Here is a 20,391-nt window from a genome sequence, read left to right on the forward strand (position 1 = left end):
GATGACGAATATTTCGCTCGAAAAAGCCGCCATCGCCCGCCCGGGCCAGAGCCTGTTTGCCCGTTTCAGGCTGCGCGAACTGGTGCTGATCCCGGTCATCGCCGTCGTCATCGTGATCGGCAGCTTCGTCAGCTCGTCCTTCCTGATGCCGGAGAACCTGCTCAACATCCTGCAGCAATCCTCCGAACTGTCGATCCTGGTGATCGCGCAGTCGCTGATCCTGATCTGCGGGAAATTCGATCTCTCGCTGGAATCGACCGTTGGTATCGCGCCGATGTTCGCCGCCTGGCTGATGATCTCCGACGTCTCGATCGGCGGCTCCGGCATCGGCATCAGCGGTTACGCCGGCATTGCCGTCGTGCTCGCCACCGGCCTGCTGATCGGGTTGATCAACGGGCTGCTGGTGGTCAAGCTCCGGCTCAACGCCTTCATCACGACACTGGCGATGCTGATCCTGCTGCGCGGCATCACGCTTGGCATCACCAACGGCCAGACGCTGTTCGACTTGCCGGAGGAGTTCCTCTATCTCGGCAACGCGAAATGGCTGGGCATTCCCGCTTCGATCTGGATCGCCGGGCTGCTGTTCCTATTCTTCGGATTGATGATGCGCTATCATCGCATCGGCCGCGCCATCTATGCCATCGGCGGCAATCCGGAAGCGGCGCGCGTTGCCGGCATTCCGGTCGAGCGCATCACGCTTGGCGTCTTCATCATGGGAAGCCTGCTCGCCTCGCTTGCCGGCCTGCTGTTGACAGGCCGTATCGCCTCCGTGGTGTCGAGCCAGGGGCAGAACATGATCTTCTATGTCTTTGCCGCATCGGTGATCGGCGGCATCAGCCTCAATGGCGGCCAGGGCCGGATCATCGGAGCGCTGACCGGCGTGCTCCTGCTCGGCCTGCTGCAGAACGTGCTGACGCTCTCGCAGGTGGCGGCCTTCTGGATCGATGCCTGCTACGGCGCCATCATCCTGCTCGCGCTCATCATTACCCGGCTCAGCGGCGAGACGCCGCGCGCCTGACGCCTCTGATATTCGCCGGACGGCATGGCGGACGCCGCCGTCGGCGGACCTCGTCTTTCAACAAGGAACTGTTTCGATGACCTCCAGACCCACCCTCGCCCTTACCCTGCCGCAGACGGTCGTCGTCACCGGAGCGGCATCGGGGCTCGGCTATGAGCTTTGCCGATTGCTGCTCGACGCCGGCGTCGCCACGATCGGGGTCGACAGGGCAGCGGCTGTCGCCGACCTTGCCGGCGAAGCTGATTACAAGCATGTGGCGGGGAGCGTTTCGGATGAGCAGACCTGGCGCGCTGTAGAGGCGGAGCTCGAAAAATCCGGCATCATTTCGCTCGGCCTTGTCACGGCCGCCGCGATCCTCGACGTCGGCACCATCATCGAGACGAGCAAGGAGATGCTGGTGCGCACGCTTGACGTCAATGTCGTCGGCACGGCGATGGCGATCAAGGCGCTGCTGCCGCGCATGATCGACAATGGCGGCGGGCCGATCGTCGTCGTCGGCAGCGTCTCGGCGACCTTCGCCGAACAGCAGCTTGCCGCCTATTCGGCCTCCAAGGCCGCTGCCCGGGCGCTTGCCCGCACCGTCGCCATGGACCATGCGCGCCAGGGCATCCGGGTCAATGTGCTCAGCCCCGGGCCGATGATGGCGGGCCTGTTCAAGCGGCATCTGGAGTCGGCCGCCGACAGCCAGAAATTCCTGGCGGCGCGCGCCGACCGCCAGCCCGGCGGCAGCATCCTCGACCCGAAGCAGATCGCGCTGTCGGTCGCCTATCTCCTGTCCGACCAATCGGGTGCCTTCATCGGCGCCGACCTGATGGCCGATGGCGGCCTGTCGACCAGCTTCGATTTCAGGACGGGCGCGGAAGGCGCGTCGATCGATTGAAATTGGATTGGCTGGCTAATCAATCGGGATCGCTGACGTGATAAAGGGATTCGTAGTCACGGCCACCGTAAAACACGTTGGTAATTTCAACAGCATTGGTCACTCGGTAGGCGATGATGGCGGTCCGTTCAAACGGCACCATGCGCAGTCCGGGTTCCAGATCATCGCGTGGTCTGCCGCCATTCGGCACGTCGCCAATTTTCCGGCACCGGGCCACGATCCGCTGCACAAAGCCTGACGCGGCGGTATCGCTTTGGCTGGCTTGGGCAATGATGCGGTAGATTCCCTGTAGATCGGAGATAGCTTGCGGCCGGTAGGTGACCTTAACGCGCCGCATTGCGGGTGGCTTTGCTCTCGTTTTCCATGAAACGGGTCATCTCCGCTTCCGCTTCTTCGGCCGTCAGGCTCGGACGAGGGTCATCCAACGATGCCCGGATCTTTGCCCGCAAAACTGCGTTCACGGCTTCCTCTTCCCGATCGAGGGCGCGCAAGGCTGCCCGAATAACTTCGCTTGCGGAATCATAGGCGCCCGATGCGAGGCGAGCATCGACGCTATGTTGCTGTTTGCCAAGGGTGACAGTGATGGGCTTGCTGGTTCGCATCTCGATACCTTTCATTGCGATCCTTATACCACATGGCATTACACTGTCATACAGATTTCGCTTGCTCTCTGCCAACGCCGGCAAGCTCGGCCATCTCCTTGACCAGCACGAACAGGTCGCGCTCGCCGTGGCCGTGCAGATAGGCGCTTTCGAATTGCTGCCTGATTTGCGCGGCGAGCGGCTGCGGCGCGTGGTTGGAGCGGCCGATATCGAGCAGGATGTCGAGGTCCTTCATGATCTGCGAGACGGCGAAGGCCGGCTCGTATTTGCCTTCGAGGATCATGGCGCGCTTGTACTGGATCAGAGGCGAGGCGACCGCGCTGTCGCAGATGACCTCCATCGCCGCCTCCAACCCGATGCCGCCCTTGCCGCTGAAGGCGAGCGACTCGGCCATCAGGGCCGCCGTCGCGCCGACCATGGCGTTGACGGCCAGCTTCATGTAACGCGACTGCTCGCCGTCGCCGAGATAGAACTGCTTGCGGGTGTAGGCGGCGAGCAGCCGCTGCAGGCGCTCGAAATCGGCGCGCGGACCGGAAACCATCGTCGTCAGCGTGCCGGCCGCGGCAAGCGCGGTCGAGCCGGAGATTGGCGCGCGCAGATAGGCAACGTCGCGGGCTTCGAGCCGCTTTGCCACCAGGTTCGACGCCGAGGGCGAGACGGTGCTGGTGTCGACCCAACTCTGTCCCGCGCTCAGTTGCGCCGCCAGCGCATCGTCGCCGATGGCGATATCGAGCAGCGCCGCATCGTCGGAAATCGCGGTGAAGACAACGTCGGAGCTTTCGGCGAGCGCAGCCATCGCCGAGACATGCTGATAGCCGTTGGCTGCGGCGCGTTCGCGGCCGGCATCGTTGCGGGCATAGGCGGTGATGGTGTGGCCGGCGTCATGCAGACGCCGCGACATGGGCAAGCCCATCTTGCCAAGGCCGATCCACCCGATCCTCATGGCTGTTCCTCGCTATTTTCGCGGCGCCGCGCCGTCTTACTCGCGCGTCGCCCTAATTTCTCCCGCCAGGGGACGACTGGCGCAAGCGGCTGCCGCGCTCGCGGGCCTTGAAGGTGCGTTGGCTGACACGGTCGAGAAGATCGATCATCTCGCGCAATTCCTCGCCGGCGATGCCCTGGGTGATGAAGACGATGCGCGTGCGCCTGTCGTCGTCAGGCCATTTTTCGAGCCAGGTCATGGTGTGCAGAAGATGCTGCGCGCCCTGAATGACCGCCGGCTGTCCCGGCTCCTCTGCAATGTTGACCAGCCCTTTCACGCGCAGCAGGCTCGGCCCGAGATTCTGGCTGATGCCGTCGAGCAGGAACTGGAGCTCGTCGCGCGACAAGGGATTTTCGCGCAGCAGAACGAAGCTCTCTATGCCCTTGCCGCGCAGATGATAGTGCGGCTCGTGGTGATCGGAGTGGTCGTGATCATGATGCGCATGATCATCCGCGCCGTGCCCATCCGCATTGTGCTTGTCGTCACCGGTAAGCCGCAGCCATGGCCTCGGGTCGGCCTTGGCGTCGGCGGCGTCGAAGCCGGGAGCGGTCAGCATCGCGGCGATCGGCCCCGGCGTCCAGTCGACGATGCCGATCTCGGCGCCGGGGTTAAGGTCGGCGATGTCGCGACGCACCAGGGCCTCGGCATTCGCCCGCTTGGCGAGGTCGAGCTTGGTCAAAAGGATCTGGTCGGCGAAGGCGACCTGCCGCAGCGCTTCATCGTGCCGCTCGGACGTGTCGCGCCAGTTGACGGCATCGACCAGTGTGACGACGGAAGCGACGCGGTAGAGCCCGTCGAGCGTCGGCTCCGACAGGAAGGCCTGCAGCACGGCACCCGGCTCGGCCAGGCCGGAACTCTCGATGACGACATTCTCGAAGGCCGGAATGCGGCCGGCCTCGCGGTCGTGGAACAGCGCATTGAGCGTACCGACCAGATCGCTGCGGACCGTGCAGCAGAGGCAGCCATTCTCCAGCACGACGACGGAATCGCTGCTCGAGGCGAAGAGCTGGTGATCGAGGCCGACCTCGCCGAACTCGTTCACCACCACCACCGTGCGCGCCATCTGCGGGGCCCGCAGGGCGGCATTGATCAGCGTCGTCTTGCCGCTGCCGAGAAAGCCGGTGACGAGCGTGACCGGAATGCGGCCCGAGCCGCGCGCGGCGGGAGTTTTCAGCTCGGTCCTCATCTCACGCCTCGATCGTTACCTCAAAACACTTCGCAGCCGGGCAGGCCGCAGGAAATCAGCCGGTCGGACGGGAAGTTGGTGATGATCTCGCAGCCGTCCTTGGTGACGACCACCTCTTCCTCGATCCGGGCAGCACCGGTGCCGTCCTCGGCACCCTTCCACGTCTCCAGCGCAACGACCATGCCTTCGCGCAGCGGCGTGTTCTGGCCACGGAAACGCTTGGAGAAGATCGGCCGTTCCCACAGCGACAGGCCGACGCCGTGGCCATATTGCAATAGGAAGGCTTCCGCCTCGTCGCGATAGCCGAAATCCTGCGCGTCGGGCCAGACCGCCGCGACCTCGTCCGGCGTGATGCCCGGGCGGATCATGTCGATCGAGGCGCTGAGCCATTTCGAGGCGGTCTCATAGGCGTCGACCTGATGCTTGTTCGGCTCGCCGCAGATGAAGGTGCGGTAGTAGCAGGTGCGATAGCCATTGTAGGAATGCATGATGTCCAGGAAAATCATGTCGCCGGGCTGGATCATGCGGTCGGAGAAAGTGTGGGAATGCGGCCGCCCGCGCGAACCGGAAACCGAGTTCACGCATTCGACACGCTCCGATCCCATGCGGAACAACCGGTCGTTGGCAATGGCGACGAGTTCGTTTTCCTTGGTGCCGGGTCGGATGGCGCGGGCGATGTCGACATAGGTCGCGTCGACCATCGATGCCGCCACCTTGAGCAGTTCGATCTCGTCGAGGGTCTTGATCTCGCGGGCGTCGAGCAGGGCCTGCTGGCCGTCTACCACTTCGATGCCCTCGGCTTCGAGCGCCCGCAGCATGCCGAGCTCCATCAGGTCGATGCCGAGCGGCTCCTTCTCGATGCCGTAATGAACCAGCGCCTTCTTGATCTGCCTGGCGAAGTCGCGCTGCACATTCATATGCGGCGGGATGGCGCCCTGCATGGTGGTGACGGGTGCGGCGACATTGTCGGCGATCCACGGCGAAGAAATGCGCTTGGCCGGCGGCGCCGGATCCCACAGGAAGGGCGAACCCTCGACCGGGCAAAGCGCATAGCGGATGAACTTGTCGCGCGCCCACTCGCCGATATGGGTGGCGGTGACGTAGCGGATGTTGTCGAAGTTGAAGCACAGCACGGCGCCAAGGCCGGCATGGCGTATCGCACGCTGGGCGCGCGCCAGGCGCTCTTTCGAAAGCCGGCTGTAATCGACGCCCTGCTCCCAATCCTTCGCCATCTGGCCCCATGCGGCCGTGGAATAGGGACTGTTGTATTTCATTGACTATGCTCCTCCGCCATCACCTCGGATGGGTCTCGTTATCCAAATTCCGCGCCCCAATCGCGCTCTTCGAGCACGGCCTTCAGCCGTGACAGGAAAGCCGCCGAATAGGCGCCGTCAAAGGCACGGTGGTCGAAACTCTGGCCGACCATGCCGGTCAGCCTGGGCGCGACGAACGCCCCTTGCGGCGTCTCCACCACGCTCGCGCGCAGGCGGATTGCATCGGTCGACAATATGGCGACCTGCGGCGCGTTGATGATCGGCGCCGTGAAGGCCGTGCCGAAGGCGCCATTGTTCGAGATCGAATAGGTGCCGCCGGAAAAATCGTCACTGGTCAGCTTGCCGGCACGCGCCTTGTCGACCTGGCGGCCGATGGCACGGGCCAGACCGGGCAGCGTCAGGTCGTCGGCGTTGCGAACCACCGGCACGACCAGCCCGTTATGCGACAGGTCGACGGCGATGCCGAGATTGATTTCCGATGCCAGCACCAGCGTGCCGCCATCTAGCTGCGCGTTGACCTCGGGAAAATCGCGCAGCGCCAGGCAGATCGCCCGGGCGATGAAGGGCAGATAGGTCAACGACAGGCCGAAATCGCTCTTGAACCTTTCCTTGCGCTTCGACCGCACCGCTTCGACCTGGGTGAAATCGACTTCGATCGCCTGGAAGACATGCGGGATCGTGCGCCAGTTTTCGGCCAGCCGCTCGCCGGTGCGCTTGCGGATGGTGTTCAGCGTCACCACGCTGCCCGACGCTGCCGGCCTGGTGGCTTGCGCCGCCGCTGGGGCCGGGCTTTGCAACTGGGATCGTGGCGCGGCAAGGGCGGCGCGGACGTCCTTCTCGCCGATCTTGGTGGCGCCCGAGGCGGCGACGGTGCGGGCGATCGCCTCGGTGTCGAGGCCGTTCTGCGCGATCAGCCGGCGCGCCAGCGGGGTCACCCTGATACCGGACGGACTTTTGGCCGGTCCGAAGGATTCGATCGGTGTCGACACCTCTTCAAACGGCGAGGGTAGCTTGGCAGGCGCGGACCCATTGCCCGATGCGGCCAACGCCGAAGCAGGTGCAACCGTCGCGGCGCTGACAGGCGCGGGTTCGGCAGGCGCCGGTTTGACCGGTTCGGATCGGGCCGGCCCGGATGCCACGGCAGGTTTTGCCGCGCCGCCGATGACGGCGACCACGGCGCCGACCTTGGCGACTTCGCCTGATTTGACCCTGATCTCGCCGAGCCGCCCGGCAACGGTCGACTGGACCTCCATCGTGACCTTGTCGGTCTCGATCTCGAAGAGGTTGTCGCCTTCGCTGACCTCGTCGCCCTCCTGCTTGAACCAGGCGAGGATCTTGCCTTCGGCGACCGTCTCGCCGAGCTGCGGCATCAGGATATCCGCGCTCATCGCACCGATCCGTTCATGACCCGGCCGATCTTCTCGACGATGCGCGGCGCGTTGGGCAGCGCCAGGTCCTCGAGATGATCGGCGGCCGGCAGCGGGATGTGCGGCGTGGTGATGCGCACGATCGGGCCATCGAGATCCCAGAACGCCTCGTCGGCGACGATCGAGGCGATCTCGGCGCCCCAGCCGCACAGGCGCGGGTTCTCCTCGACGGTGAACAGGTGGCCGGTCCTGGCGACGGAATTCAGGATGGTGTCGGTGTCGAGCGGCACCAGCGAGCGCACGTCGACGACCTCGCAGTCGATGCCGTGCTCTGCGGCCAGCGTCTCGGCGGCGGCCAGCGCGCGCGGCACCATCAGGGCCAGCGCCAGAATGGTGGCGTCCTTGCCGGGGCGCAGGATCCTGGCGGTGCCGAGCGTGTCGAGGATCTCGCCGTCGGGCACCTCGCCCTTCACGGCGTAGAGCGACTTGTGCTCGTGGAAGATGACCGGATTGTCGTCGCGGACCGCCGCCGCCATCAGCCCGATGACGTCGATGGGCGAGGACGGCGCCACGACCTTGAGGCCCGGGATCATCATCGTCCAGTTCTCGATCGATTGCGAATGCTGGGCGCCGAAGCGGGCGCCGCCGCCATTGCCGGTGCGCACCACCAGCGGGCAGCCGAGCTGGCCGTTGGTCATGTAGCGCAGCTTGGGGAACTCGTTGGCGATATAGTCGAAGCAGACCGCGGCGAAATCGGCGAACATGATCTCGGCGATCGGCCGCAAGCCGGTCATCGCCGCGCCCATCGCGGCGCCGAGGATCGCCTGTTCGGAGATCGGCGTGTCACGCACCCTGAGCGGCCCGAACTTCTCATAGAGCCCAACCGTCGACTTGAACACGCCGCCGGCCTTGGCGACATCCTCGCCCAGGAAGACGACATTGTTGTCGCGCTCCATCTCCTGGGCGATGCCGCGGGCCACCGCGTCGCGATAGGTCAATTCCGCCACGACCAGCCTCCGTCGGCATAAACATCGGTGGTGAGGAGTTCGACAGGCGCCGACGGCGAGGCCTTGCAGGCCTCGGTGGCGGCATCGACCTTGCGCTTGCTCTCGGCGTCGATCGCCGCGACCTGCGCGTCGGAGATGCCGAATTCCCTGAGGCGTTCGCGGTAGATCTTGATCGGGTCGCGCTCGAGCCATTTCTCCAGCTCGCCCTCCGGACGATACTTGGCCGGGTCGGCGCGCGAATGGCCTGAATGCCGATAGGTCATGCATTCGATCAGCGAGGGGCCGTCGCCCTTGCGCGCCTTGGCAAAGGCGGCCTGCGCGGTGCGGTAGACGACGTCAGCATCATTGCCGTCGATGACGATCCGCTCCAGCCCGTAGGCCGAGGCCCTGTCGGCGGCCGGATGTTCGACGGCCGTCACGTCGGCGATCGGCGTGTATTCCATGTAGAGGTTGTTCTCGCAGATGAAGACGACCGGCAGCTTCCAGATGGCGGCGAAGTTCAGCGCCTCGTGGAAGGCGCCGATATTGGTCGTGCCGTCGCCGAAGAAGCAGACGGAGACATCCTTCTGGCCGAGATATTGCGCCCGCCAGGCCGATCCGCAGGCGATCGGCAGATGCGCGCCGATGATGGCGTAGGAACCCATGACGCCGTGCTCGACGGAGGTGAGATGCATCGAGCCGCCCTTGCCACGCATCAGGCCGTTGTCACGCAGCATCAGTTCGCCAAGCACCTTCTCCATCGGCACGCCGCGGGCCAGCGTGTGCGCGTGGCCGCGATAGGTGCAGAAGGATTTGTCGCCCGGCTGCATCGCCACCGCGACGCCGGCCGCAATGCCTTCCTGGCCAAGCGAGAGATGGCTCGTGCCCTTGATCAGGTTCTGGAAAAAGAGATCGTTGGCTCTCTTTTCGCAGTCGCGGATCTCGACCTGGAGCCGATAGAGCTCGAGACGGATATCGGGACCGATATCGTCGTTTGGCAGGCCCGCGGCGCGGGACCCTTTCTGTTTCTCTCGCATGTTATGGTTCCACCCTAGATGCCAGACCATGCCAAAATCGTCCGGACCGGGCATGGGCCATTATTCTCATATTGAACAATCTCTTCCTTACCCTCGCCTCGATTGCATGCCCGTCTCCGGGCTTGCATTCAGCCCCAAAGGATTCTCATTTTGAGAAAATGTGCGTGGGCAATATCGGTCCGCGGTGCTAGCATCTGAACTGGGAGGAGCAGCGTCGGCCCGGCATCAACCGGGTGATCCGTCGCAACAATTGCTCCATGAGAACGATATTGGAACTGCCCGGCGCCGCGGAAAGCGCCTTGTCCGGCAAGGATTTCCCGGGCGTCAGGGCCATTGCCGGCGTGCCGGCATACCGGCGCATTGCGAAAGGAAGAAGAGCCGCGAAAAAGCGCTATGCGAATGCGGCGCAGAGATTGGGTTCATGCCGTTTGGCGATGCGCTCGCGCAAGCGCGTCGCTTTTGCCGATGGGAGGATCCGGTGTTAGGTTTGGTCGAAGAGCTGCACGAAGGGCCGGTAACCGATCGAATGACCGATTACGAGCTGCTTCGCATCATCAATTTCCTCGAGCGCATCCGCGCGCCCTATGATGAGAAGCTGAACGCGGCGATCCCCGATCCGGTGTGGAACATCGTCCTCTATCTCATGAAGAGCCATCTGCGCGGCGACACCGTCACCATGTCGTCGCTGGCGTCGGTTTCCCAGATCCCGTTTCCGAGCGCCATGCGGCGCATCCACAGGCTGATCGACGATGGCGATGTCGAACAGATGAGCCGCAGCGCGACGGGAAAGTCGTATTTCCTGGTTCCCAGCAGAAAGCTCAAATCCAATTTCGTCGCCTACGCCATCCGGGTGAAGGCGCTGCTTGCCGAAACCTTCGGGCTCGGCGGCGGCAGCGCCAATGCGGAGGAGTATTATTTCGGCGGCTCCTACCTTGCCGACCAGATCATCCCGCCGCTCAAGCTGATGGAAAACCGCCAGGCGCCGAGCCAGGACCTGCGCTTCCTGCTGCACGACGACAACTACTTCTCGTCGATGCGCAACATGTGGTCGGACTTCCGCAGCAAATTGTCCTCGCGGCGCAATTTCCGCCTGGTGGCGCTGCCGGAGCTGCACAAGGAGATCTTCAAGAACGCGCGCCGCCCGGCCAGCGAATACGATGTCATGGCCGTGAACATCCCGTGGCTGGGCGAGGTCGTCAAACACGGGCTGGTGCAGCCGCTGAACAGTTTCCTGGTCGACAGCGGCATCAATTCGCTCGACTTCCACCCCAACATCTGGGCGACCGGAAACTGGGATACGGTGCAGTATGGCGTGCCGATCTACTGCACCATCGAGACGCTGGCGGTGCGCAAGGACCTGTTCGAGGGCCACGACCTGCACATGCCGACGAGCTTCGAGAAGGTGCTGGACGCGGCGCGCCAGCTTCACAACCCAAAGCGGGGCATGCACGGCATCGTCTGGAACGCAGCGCGCGGCATGCCGATCGCCCATTCCTTCATGTTCTTCATGGGCGCCTGCGGCACCCCTGTCATCAACGTGCCGATGGCGCGCGTCGCCTTCGACTACAGCCACATGGCCGGCGAGATGTACCGGCCGCGCGTGAACACCGAGCAAGGCATGAAGACGCTCGACTACATGCGCCGGCTGCTGGCCTTCTCGCCGCCCGACATACTGGTCATGGACTGGAACCGGGCGCTCGACTGCTTCATGCTCGGCCAGTCGGCGATGATCTATTGCTGGACGATGCGGGCCTCGCGCTTCGAGTACGACATCCGTTCGGTGGTCAAGCGCAAGGTCGAATATCTGCCGCATCCGCATGGGCCTGGTGGAGCCGTGGTCGGTCCCGTCGGCGGCTTTTTGCTGACCATCCCCGCCGGCCTGCCGCCGGAGCGCACCAAGCTTGCCTTCGAGGCGATATCCTGGATGGCGTCGCCCGCCGCCATGAAGGAGCATGTCAAGAACGGCATACCGGTGGCGCCCCGCTTCAGCGTCACCGCCGATCCCGAGGCGGCCGCGACGACGCCGATCGTGCGCATGGTCGACAGGCTGGCCAAGCAGAACAAGCTGCATGGCTGGCACCGGCCGCCGATCCCCGAATATACGCTCATCGAGAAGATCATCGGCGACGAGATCTTTGCCGCGCTCAACGGCGAGCTCACCGACCGCGAGGCACTCGAACGCTGCCAGAACGGCATCGACAAGGTGATGCGGGCGGCGGGCCATTATTGAGCGGCGGCGTCGAGACCGGGCGCTAAAGCGCGTCGCGTTTGAACGGATTCATGCGACGCGCTTTAGGTTCCTGTTTTTATGCATGTCGTTATCGCAAAACCGCTGCGCACTTTTGCGCGACATACTTTAGGGGCTCCGGTCAAAGTCTCAAAATGATAAATTTTGCGGTTTGATCCGAACATCAGAACTGCAACTCTCCTGCTAGACGCCAGGGAGGGCGTCTCCAGTCAAATCGACCGGACCAAGCAACAGGAACGCCCCGGAACCATGCGCCGGGCGCGACGGGGTCGGCTGCGCCGCAGCATGAGCCCCCGGCTGAAACGCAGGTGGAGGAACTTCTAAATGAGCAACATCTCAAGACGCTTTGCCATGCTTTTGGTGGGCGCTGCCGGTCTGGCCGCTTTGGCTGCCCCTGTCCTGGCGCAGGACGCGAAATTCTACAGCGGCGCCCCGCGGACCTATCTCTACAATCCCGACACCGACGTCTGCTTCAAGGACACCTCGCAGTACAAGAAGGAAGGCCCCTACACGATCGGGTTTTCCAATGCCGGTCTCGGCGATTCCTGGCGCGTCGTGATGCTGCATTCCATGGAGGCCTCCGCCGCCAAGCATAAGGACCAGATCAAGAAGCTGATCATCACCGATGCCGGCCATGACGACGCCAAGCAGGTCGCCGACATCCAGGACCTGATTTCGCGCGGCGTTGATCTCCTGATCGTCAGCGCCAACACGCAGCAGGCGCTCGATCCGGCCGTGTCGCAGGCGATGGCGGCCGGCATCCCGGTGGTGATGGTCGACCGTCGCGTCGCTTCCGACAATTTCGTCACCTTCGTGACGGCGTCCGACGCCATGATGGGTCGCCTGTTCGCGCAGTGGATCGTCGAGAAGCTTGGCGGCAAGGGCAACGTCATCATGCTGGCGGGCCAGGCAGGCTCGAGCCCGTCCGAAAACCGAGAAAAGCCGGCGCGCGAGGTCTTTGCGCAGTATCCCGGCATCAAGGTGCTCGAAACCGTCTATTCCGACTGGTCGCCGGTCAAGGGCAAGCAGGTCATGCAGGCGATGATCGCCAAGTACGGCAAGCAGATCAACGCGGTCTGGTCGGCACATGGCTTGCAGACCCCGGGTTCGATCGAGGCCTTCATCGAAGCCGGCTACAAGGATGGCGAAATCCCGCCGCACACCACGGCTGATGTCAACGGGCCACTGCAGATGGCGATCGAGCACAAAGTGCCGATGCTCGAAGTCGGCTATCCGCCGGCGATGGGCGGCATCTCGGTCGATGTCGCGTTGCAAGTGCTGGCCGGCGCGCCGGTGCCTTGCATCTACACGATCAACTCGCAGATCGCCGTCTCGGAAGGCGACAACACGCCGTCGATCGAAACGCCGCTGCGGCTGACCGACCTGGTGGTGCCGAAGGGTGCGCCGGACATGCTGATCACCGGCGGCATGGGACCGGACTATGATCCCAAGACCTTCAAGGTCGACTACCCGCAATAGTCTTCGATTTCGCCAGGGTGACCCGGGGGCAAGAGCCCTGGGTCATCCCGCAAATTGGACAGAGCGAATGTTGAATCTTTCGGGCATTTCAAAGAGCTTCATCGGCGTGCAGGCGCTGTCGGGCATCAATCTCGACGTGCGCGCGGGCGAGATCCATGCGCTCGTCGGCGAAAACGGCGCCGGCAAATCGACCACGATCAAGATCGTGGCCGGCGTCTACAAGCCCGATGCCGGCCAGATGGAGTTCGAGGGCAAGCCCGTACAGTGGGCGAGGCCCGCCGACGCCAAGAACGCCGGCATCCATGTCATCTATCAGGAATTCGTGCTGTTTCCGCACCTGACGGTGGCCGAGAACATCTATCTCGGCCATGAGCGGCGCAACCGCTTCGGCTTTGTCGACCACGCGCGCACGCGCCAGGACGCATCCGACCTTTTGCGCAGGCTCGGCGTCGATATCGATCCGCAAATCCTGGTTTCGGAGCTGACGGTGGCCGACCAGCAGATGGTCGAAATCTCCAAGGCGCTGGTCCACAAGGTCAAGCTGCTGATCCTCGACGAGCCGACAGCCGTCATCTCCGGCCGGGAAGCCGATCTCCTGTTTGCCAGGCTGGCAGCGCTCAAGGCAGAGGGCGTCGCCATCCTCTATGTGTCGCACCGGCTCGAAGAGATCTTCCAGATCGCCGACCGCGTCACCGTCTTCAAGGACGGCGCCCATGTCGCGACCAAGGACATCGGCGACGTCACCCGCGACAGGCTGATCTCGATGATGGTCGGGCGCGACCTGAAGGACATCTTCCCGCCGAAGAAGCCGAAAGGCGAACCGGGCAAGGTGGTGCTGAAGGCGGAGAACGTCTCCGTCGAGGGCCGCGTCAGAAATGCCGGCATCGAAGTCCGCGCCGGCGAGATCACGGCGCTGGCCGGCCTGGTCGGCGCCGGCCGGACGGAACTGGCGATGGGCATATTCGGCGGCCTGCCGATGTCGTCCGGCAACGTATGGATCGACGGCGAGAAGGTCGACACCATCACGCCGGCAACGGCGATCAGCAAGGGCGTCGGTTTCGTCACCGAGGACCGCAAGGGACAGGGGCTGGCGATGTTCCTCGATGTCGCCGCCAACATCAGCGCCGCCAACCTTTCGGCGGTGACCCGCAACGGCCTGATCGACCGGCGGCTGGAGAACGAGATCGCCCGCAAGGAAATCGACAATTACCGGGTCGTCTGCCGCGGTCCGGCGACCAGCGTGGCGACGATGTCGGGCGGCAACCAGCAGAAGGTGATCGTGGCGCGCTGGGCGCGCACCAGCCGCAAGGTGCTGATCCTGGACGAACCGACCCGCGGCGTCGATGTCGGCGCCAAGACCGAGATCTACCGCATCATGCGGGGCCTCGCCGGGGAGGGCATTGCGATCCTGATGATCAGTTCCGAACTGCCCGAAGTGGTCGGCATGTCGGACCGCGTCATCGTCATGCGCGAGGGCGCGATCAGCGGCGAGCTGACCGGAGCCAATATCAGCGAGGAAGCGATCATGAGCCTTGCGACCCAGCATCCGACCGGCAAGGTCCCAATAGACAAGGTCTTTGCCCAATGACCGCGCTGGCTCCCATCAGACTGTCATCGAGGGTGCGCAAGAACCAGGGCGTCCTGGTCGTCGCCGTACTTCTGGTCATCCTGCTGATCTTCGGCGCCTTCATTTCCGACCGGTTCCGGACCACCTCCAACATCCTCAACATTTTCGAACAGTCGACGGGCCTTGCCCTGGTCAGCCTCGGCCAGACCCTGGCGATCCTCACCGGCGGCATCGATCTTTCCGTCGGCTCGATGATCAGCCTGCTGTCGACCCTGACCTCCGGCCTGATCGCCGGGAAAGTATCAATGGTGCCGCCGGTGGCTATCGGCATTCTCCTGCTCGGCCTGCTGATCGGCATCTGCAACGGCCTGCTCATCATCTGGCTGCGCGTCCACCCGCTGATCGTCACGCTGGGTATGAGCGCGGTGCTGCAGGGCATCGTCCTGCTCTATTCGCTGGGGCCGGCGGGCTCTGTGCCGCCAAGTTTCAACTTCCTCGCCTATGGTAAAGTGCTCGGCCTGCCGATCGGCGCCGTCTTCATCCTCGTGCTCTTCCTGCTGGTGGCGCTGTTCCTGCGCTATGCCAGGCTCGGCCGCTACATCTATGCTGTCGGCGACGACGAGGTCGGCGCGCGGCTGATGGGCCTGCCCAGGGCGCGGGTGATGCTGACGGTCTACGGGTTTTCCGGCTTCTGCTGCGGGCTGGCCGCCATCTACCTGACCAGCCGGTTCAGCGTCGGACAGCCCTATACCGGGCTCAACTACACGCTCGCCTCGATCACGCCGGTGGTCGTCGGCGGGACGCTGCTCAGCGGCGGCAAGGGCGGCGTCTTCGGCACGCTGCTCGGCGTCTATCTCATCTCGCTCCTGAACAACGTCCTCAACTTCATGGACGTGTCGATGCACTACCAGCTCATCGCCCAGGGCCTGATCGTGATCGCGGCGGTGTCGGTCTATGTCGAGAAGAAGAAGAGGGTCTGATGGTCGATGTCTCTCAAGCACGCGGCGCGGAGGGTCCGGCGATCTCGATGAAAAGCCGGCTGTCTTCCTATGCGCTGCCGATCTTCCTGATCGCCCTGATCGCCGTTTCGGGCATCGTCTCGCCGGCCTTCCTGTCGACCAGCAACATCTCCAATATGCTGCTGCAGGTCGCCCCGCTCGGCATCGTCGTCATCGGCCAGGCTTTCGTTATCATCCTGCGCGGCCTCGACCTTTCGGTGTCGTCGGTGATGGCCACCGCCGCGGTCATTGCGACCGGATTCTCCGGCCAGAACTCCGACGTGCTTTCGATCCTCTTGATCGCGGTCGGCATCGGCATCGCCACCGGCCTCGTCAATGGCTGGCTGGTGACCAAGCGCAGCGTTTCGCCGTTTCTCGCCACGCTGGCCACGATGATCGTGCTGCAGGGTTTTCGGTTTGCCTATACGCAAGGCGCGCCGTCCGGCAACGTGCCGCCGCTGTTTCGCCTGATCGGCTCGTCGACCTGGCATGGCGTGCCCTACAACATGATGCTGCTCGTCGTGCTGGCGGTCGTCTTCGGCGTTGTACTGGCCAAGTCGCGCTTCGGCCGCGAGGTCTACATCACCGGCGGCAATCCGACGACGGCGCGCCTGCTCGGCATCAATGCCGACCGCGTCACCATCATCGGCTATGTCATTTCCGGTGCGCTCGCGGCGATCGCCGGCCTGGTGCTGAGCGGCTATGTCGGCATCGTCGACAATTGGGTCGGCCGTGGCTTCGAGCTGGATTCGATCGTCGCTGCGGTGATGGGCGGCATATCGCTGTCGGGCGGCCAGGGCGGCATCCTTGGCGGGCTGTTCGGCGCCGCCATCCTGGTCGTCGTCTTCAACGCCGTGCTGCTGTTCGGGCTGCCGGTGCAGTTGCAGATCATCATCAAGGGCATGGTCATCGTTTTGGCCGCCGCCTTCTACGTGCGGCGGCGCATCTAGCAGCCGCCCGCGCAGTCGTCGGACGGCTCGCACACATCGTTCAGGAGGAACCAAAATGGGCAGACTTCAGGACAAGGTCGCTATCGTCACCGGCGGCGCCCGCGGCATTGGCGGCGCGACGGTTCGCCGCTTCGTCGAGGAAGGCGCCAAGGTGGCGATCATCGACGTGCTGGAGGATGACGGCGAGGCGCTGGCGAAGGAGCTTTGCGATGGCGGCGCCGAGGCGATCTTCCTTAAGGTCGACATCACCAAGGAACAGGAGGTGCAGGCAGCGGTCGACAAGGTCGTCAAGAAATGGGGCCGCCTCGACATACTGGTGAACAATGCCGCGATCACCGGCGTCAACAAATTCGCGCATGAGGTGACGGTCGAGGAGTGGGACAAGGTCTTCGACGTCAATGTCAAAGGCACGTTCCTGTGCACCAAATATGCGGTGCGGCCGATGATGGAGCAGAAGTCCGGCGCCATCGTGAACTTCTCGTCGATCTACGGCCTCATCGGCAATGACGACATCCCGCCCTACCACGCCACCAAGGGCGCGACGCTGATGATGAGCAAGACGGATGCGATCTGCTACGCGCCCTATGGCATCCGCGTCAACGCGGTGCATCCCGGCTCGACCATGACCGAGATCTTCATGAAGTGCGCCGACACCTATCCCAGGGGTAAGCAGGCCTATCTCGACATGATGAAGGAGAAGCATCCGCTGCGCCTCGGCGAGCCGGTGGATGTGGCTAACTGCGTGCTGTTCCTCGCTTCGGAGGAAGCGCGTTTCGTCACCGGCGCCAGCCTCGTCGTCGACGGCGGCTACACGACACAGTGATTGCATTTCCGGAGACCAGATCATGAAAGCCGTCCGATTCCACGCAGCCAGGGATATCAGGGTCGAGGACGTCGCCGAGCCGACAGCGCGGCTCGGTGCGCATGACGTGCTGATCAAGCCCGTCATCACCGGGATCTGCGGCACCGACCTGCACGAATATATAGCCGGGCCGATCGTCACGCCTGTTACCCCGCATGTCTATAGCGGCGCGACCAACCCGCAGATCCTCGGCCATGAATTCAGCGCCGTCGTCGCCGACGCCGGTTCCGGGGTTACCAATGTGAAGGCTGGCGATCGCGTTTCGATCCAGCCGCTGATCTCGCCGCGCGACGATTATTTCGGCCGGCGCGGGCTCTATCACCTCAGCCCGCAAATGGCCTGCGTCGGCCTGAGCTGGAAATGGGGCGGCATGAGCGAACTCGCCATCGTCAACGACTATAATGTCGTGCCGGTACCAAAGGGCGTCAGCGACATCCAGGCGGCGATGATCGAGCCGGCCGCCGTCGCCATCTACGGCACCGACCGCGGCGGCGTGCAGTCGGGATCGACCGTTCTGGTTTCCGGCGCCGGACCGATCGGCGCGCTGACGCTGCTGGCGGCCAAGGCGGCGGGCGCGGCACAGATCTTCGTCAGCGAGCCGAACCCCAACCGCCTTGCCAAGGCTAGGGAGTTGGTGCCCGACTGCATCGCCATCGACCCGGCCAGGGACAATCTCGACCAGATCATCTCCGACTTGACCGAGGAAGGCGTCGGCGTCGACGTGGCGCTTGAGTGCGTCGGGCTGGAGGCGAGCCTCAACGCTTGCGCCAGGGCGGTGCGCCGCCAGGGCAAGGTGGTGCAGACCGGCCTGCACATGAAGCCCGCCAGCATCGATGCGATGCTGTGGGCGCTGAAGGACATCACGGTCGAGGCGACCTGGTGTTACCCGGTGCAGGTATGGCCGCGCGTCATCCGCATGGTCGAGGCCGGCATCCTGCCACTCGAGAAGGTGGTGACGGCAAAAATCTCGGCCGACGACGTGGTGGAGAAGGGCTTCGAGGCCCTGCTCGACAAGGCCGGCAAGCACTTGAAGATCCTGGTGAGCGTCTAGCTGCGGACGACCCCGCTGTCGCGACCCAACGCAATAACTGAGGAAATATCGAAATGGCAAGCAATGCATTCGCGAACTATTCGCTCGAGGGCAGAACGGCAATCGTGACCGGTGCGGCCGGCGGCATCGGCAGCGCGATCACCGAGCGGCTGGGTAGCCTCGGCGCGACGGTCGTGCTTGCCGACGTTACCGGCCGCGTGGTCGACGCCGCCAAGGAATGGTCGGACAAGGGGTTCAAGACCAAGGGCGTCAAGGTCGACGTCACCAACAGCGCCGATGTCGAGAAAGCCGCGGCTCGCCTCAATGAGGAGTTCGGTGCGATCGACATACTGGTGGCCAATGCCGGCATCTCCTACGAAAGCACGACCGCGGATCACTCCGACGAGGACTGGCGCCGCTGCATGTCGATCAACCTCGACGGCATCTTTTTTTGCGTGCGCTCCTTCGGCAAGCGCATGGTCGAGCGCAGGCGCGGCAGCGTCGTGTGCATTTCCTCGATCGCCGGCATCAAGGCGGTACGGCCGGAACTGCATGCCGGCTATGACGTCTCCAAGGCCGGCGTCGCCCATCTCTGCCGCGTCGTCGGCGTCGAATGGGCGCCCTACAATGTCCGCGTCAATGCGGTCGGGCCGGGCTACACCGAGACCGAAATGCTGAAGAAGGTTGGCGCGGCGCAGCCCGAAATCATGGCGACCTGGATCAACGACACCCCGATGAAACGCCTGCTGCAGCCGGCCGAGATCGCGGCGTCTGTCGCCTTCCTGGCCTCTGATGCGGCGAGCGGCATCACCGGCCATGTGCTGATGACCGATGCCGGCTACTCGGCTTCATAGGATTCCTGTTGGAAGCAACGGGCAGAGACAGCATCAGAATCGGAACCGAGCATGACTTCAGCGCAGGACAGGCCCGTCAGGGTGGCAATGGTTGGCCTCGGCTGGTGGGGCCGCAAGATGGTGGCGGTGCTGGAGGGCGCCAGGGCGCATCTCGACGTGGTCTGCGCCGTCGAACCCGCGCCCGGCGCCGAAGATTTCTGCGCCGACCATGGCCTCAAGCTGACCGTGGAATACGCCGACGCCCTGAAGAATCCCGATGTTGAAGCCGTCATCCTGGCGACGCCGCATTCGCTGCACGAACAGCAGATCGAAGATGCGGTGGCGGCGGGCAAGCATGTCTTTTGCGAAAAGCCGCTGGCGATGACCAAGGCCGGTGCGGAAAAGGCGGTGGCGTTGTGCAGAGAGGCAGGTCTTGTTCTCGGCATGGGGCATGAGCGGCGCTTCGAGCCGCCGATCGCCGGCATGCTGTTGGCGGCCGCCGATGGCCGCCTCGGCCGCATCCTGCAGGTCGAGGCGAATTTCAGCCATGACAGATTCCTCGGCCTCGATCCATCGAACTGGCGGCTGAACGCCAGGCAGGCGCCGGCGGCGGGCATGACCGCGACCGGCATCCATCTGACCGATCTTTCGGCGAAGCTGCTCGGGCCGGCGCGCGATGTCCGTGTCGCCTGCGAGAACCTGGCGTCGCAGATCCCGCAAGGCGATACGCTGAGCGCGCATATCCGCTTCCATGGCGGTGGCACGGCCTATGTCTCGGCGACGCTCGCCACGCCCTTCGTCTCGCGCTTTGCCGTGTTCGGCACCAAGGGCTGGATCGAGGTGCGCGACAAGGCCCATGTCGAGGCGCCGGCCGGCTGGGTGGTCACCAGCGCCGCGACCGGCACGCCGATCGAAGTGGAAGAGGTCGGCCCGGCCGAACCGGTGCGCGACAATCTGGTGGCCTTTGCCGCGGCGGTGCGCGGCCGTCAGGCCTATCCGATCACCGGCGAGGACATGATCAACAACATCGCCATCCTCGAAAGCATCATCAAGTCGGCGGCGACCGGAATGGTCGAGACGGTCGGCTGAACG

At 64.1% G+C, this 20,391-nt stretch carries 19 protein-coding genes; 11 read left to right on the plus strand and 8 right to left on the minus strand.

Going from position 1 to position 20,391, the window contains the following annotated elements:
- Window position 1 precedes the first annotated feature (1 nt).
- Window positions 2–1,018, plus strand: a complete 1,017-nt coding sequence (locus MESS2_RS04995; RefSeq protein ID WP_008873005.1) for an ABC transporter permease — start codon at window positions 2–4, stop codon at window positions 1,016–1,018.
- 76 nt (window positions 1,019–1,094) lie between these two features.
- Window positions 1,095–1,898, plus strand: a complete 804-nt coding sequence (locus MESS2_RS05000; RefSeq protein ID WP_008873006.1) for an SDR family NAD(P)-dependent oxidoreductase — start codon at window positions 1,095–1,097, stop codon at window positions 1,896–1,898.
- A 19-nt stretch (window positions 1,899–1,917) separates the two neighbouring features.
- Here MESS2_RS05000 and MESS2_RS05005 read toward each other — a convergent pair whose 3' ends face one another.
- Genes MESS2_RS05005 through MESS2_RS05040 form a run of 8 tightly spaced genes read right to left on the minus strand, consistent with a single transcriptional unit; the run spans window position 1,918 to window position 9,332 of the window.
- Window positions 1,918–2,235, minus strand: a complete 318-nt coding sequence (locus tag MESS2_RS05005; RefSeq protein WP_008873007.1) for a type II toxin-antitoxin system RelE/ParE family toxin — start codon at window positions 2,233–2,235, stop codon at window positions 1,918–1,920.
- Entirely contained in the window at window positions 2,222–2,500 is a 279-nt protein-coding gene (locus MESS2_RS05010; protein WP_040592163.1) for a type II toxin-antitoxin system ParD family antitoxin, read from the minus strand. Before MESS2_RS05010 ends, MESS2_RS05005 begins: the two co-directional genes overlap by 14 nt.
- Before the next feature lie 46 nt (window positions 2,501–2,546).
- A complete protein-coding gene (locus tag MESS2_RS05015) occupies window positions 2,547–3,443 on the minus strand; it encodes an NAD(P)-dependent oxidoreductase (RefSeq protein ID WP_008873009.1) in 897 nt (298 codons plus the stop codon).
- A 52-nt stretch (window positions 3,444–3,495) separates the two neighbouring features.
- On the minus strand, window positions 3,496–4,668 hold the full coding sequence (locus tag MESS2_RS05020; RefSeq protein WP_008873010.1) for a CobW family GTP-binding protein: 1,173 nt from the start codon (window positions 4,666–4,668) through the stop codon (window positions 3,496–3,498).
- A gap of 20 nt (window positions 4,669–4,688) precedes the next feature.
- Window positions 4,689–5,942, minus strand: coding sequence for a M24 family metallopeptidase (locus MESS2_RS05025; protein ID WP_008873011.1), 1,254 nt, complete (start codon window positions 5,940–5,942; stop codon window positions 4,689–4,691).
- A 38-nt stretch (window positions 5,943–5,980) separates the two neighbouring features.
- The gene (locus MESS2_RS05030) at window positions 5,981–7,330 is read right to left on the minus strand and encodes a dihydrolipoamide acetyltransferase family protein (protein ID WP_008873012.1); all 1,350 of its coding nucleotides are present in this window, start codon (window positions 7,328–7,330) and stop codon (window positions 5,981–5,983) included.
- Window positions 7,327–8,316 (minus strand): alpha-ketoacid dehydrogenase subunit beta, encoded by a 990-nt coding sequence (locus MESS2_RS05035; protein WP_040592142.1) that lies wholly within the window; start codon window positions 8,314–8,316, stop codon window positions 7,327–7,329. The genes MESS2_RS05030 and MESS2_RS05035 overlap by 4 nt, the downstream gene beginning before the upstream one ends.
- Entirely contained in the window at window positions 8,304–9,332 is a 1,029-nt protein-coding gene (locus tag MESS2_RS05040) for a thiamine pyrophosphate-dependent dehydrogenase E1 component subunit alpha (protein ID WP_008873014.1), read from the minus strand. Before MESS2_RS05040 ends, MESS2_RS05035 begins: the two co-directional genes overlap by 13 nt.
- A 478-nt stretch (window positions 9,333–9,810) precedes the next feature.
- Here MESS2_RS05040 and MESS2_RS05050 point away from each other — a divergent pair, with 478 nt between their 5' ends.
- From MESS2_RS05050 to MESS2_RS05090, 9 genes are all read left to right on the plus strand, one after another.
- Window positions 9,811–11,562, plus strand: a complete 1,752-nt coding sequence (locus MESS2_RS05050) for an extracellular solute-binding protein (protein WP_008873016.1) — start codon at window positions 9,811–9,813, stop codon at window positions 11,560–11,562.
- Between the two features lie 342 nt (window positions 11,563–11,904).
- Window positions 11,905–13,059 (plus strand): ABC transporter substrate-binding protein, encoded by a 1,155-nt coding sequence (locus MESS2_RS05055; protein WP_008873018.1) that lies wholly within the window; start codon window positions 11,905–11,907, stop codon window positions 13,057–13,059.
- Window positions 13,060–13,126: 67 nt separating this feature from the next.
- Entirely contained in the window at window positions 13,127–14,647 is a 1,521-nt protein-coding gene (locus MESS2_RS05060; RefSeq protein WP_008873019.1) for a sugar ABC transporter ATP-binding protein, read from the plus strand.
- Window positions 14,644–15,606 (plus strand): ABC transporter permease, encoded by a 963-nt coding sequence (locus tag MESS2_RS05065; RefSeq protein WP_008873020.1) that lies wholly within the window; start codon window positions 14,644–14,646, stop codon window positions 15,604–15,606. The genes MESS2_RS05060 and MESS2_RS05065 overlap by 4 nt, the downstream gene beginning before the upstream one ends.
- Window positions 15,606–16,574, plus strand: coding sequence for an ABC transporter permease (locus MESS2_RS05070; RefSeq protein WP_008873021.1), 969 nt, complete (start codon window positions 15,606–15,608; stop codon window positions 16,572–16,574). Before MESS2_RS05065 ends, MESS2_RS05070 begins: the two co-directional genes overlap by 1 nt.
- A 55-nt stretch (window positions 16,575–16,629) precedes the next feature.
- The gene (locus MESS2_RS05075) at window positions 16,630–17,397 is read left to right on the plus strand and encodes an SDR family NAD(P)-dependent oxidoreductase (RefSeq protein ID WP_008873022.1); all 768 of its coding nucleotides are present in this window, start codon (window positions 16,630–16,632) and stop codon (window positions 17,395–17,397) included.
- A 22-nt stretch (window positions 17,398–17,419) separates the two neighbouring features.
- Complete coding sequence (locus tag MESS2_RS05080; protein ID WP_008873023.1) at window positions 17,420–18,487, plus strand: zinc-binding dehydrogenase; 1,068 nt, start codon at window positions 17,420–17,422, stop codon at window positions 18,485–18,487.
- Window positions 18,488–18,540: 53 nt separating this feature from the next.
- Window positions 18,541–19,320 carry an SDR family NAD(P)-dependent oxidoreductase gene (locus MESS2_RS05085; RefSeq protein ID WP_008873024.1) on the plus strand — a complete coding sequence of 260 codons (780 nt, stop codon included), beginning with the start codon at window positions 18,541–18,543 and terminating at the stop codon, window positions 19,318–19,320.
- Between the two features lie 51 nt (window positions 19,321–19,371).
- Window positions 19,372–20,388 carry a Gfo/Idh/MocA family protein gene (locus tag MESS2_RS05090; RefSeq protein WP_008873025.1) on the plus strand — a complete coding sequence of 339 codons (1,017 nt, stop codon included), beginning with the start codon at window positions 19,372–19,374 and terminating at the stop codon, window positions 20,386–20,388.
- Window positions 20,389–20,391: the final 3 nt, after the last annotated feature.

The organism is Mesorhizobium metallidurans STM 2683 (assembly GCF_000350085.1).
In the GTDB taxonomy this organism is placed as follows: domain Bacteria; phylum Pseudomonadota; class Alphaproteobacteria; order Rhizobiales; family Rhizobiaceae; genus Mesorhizobium; species Mesorhizobium metallidurans.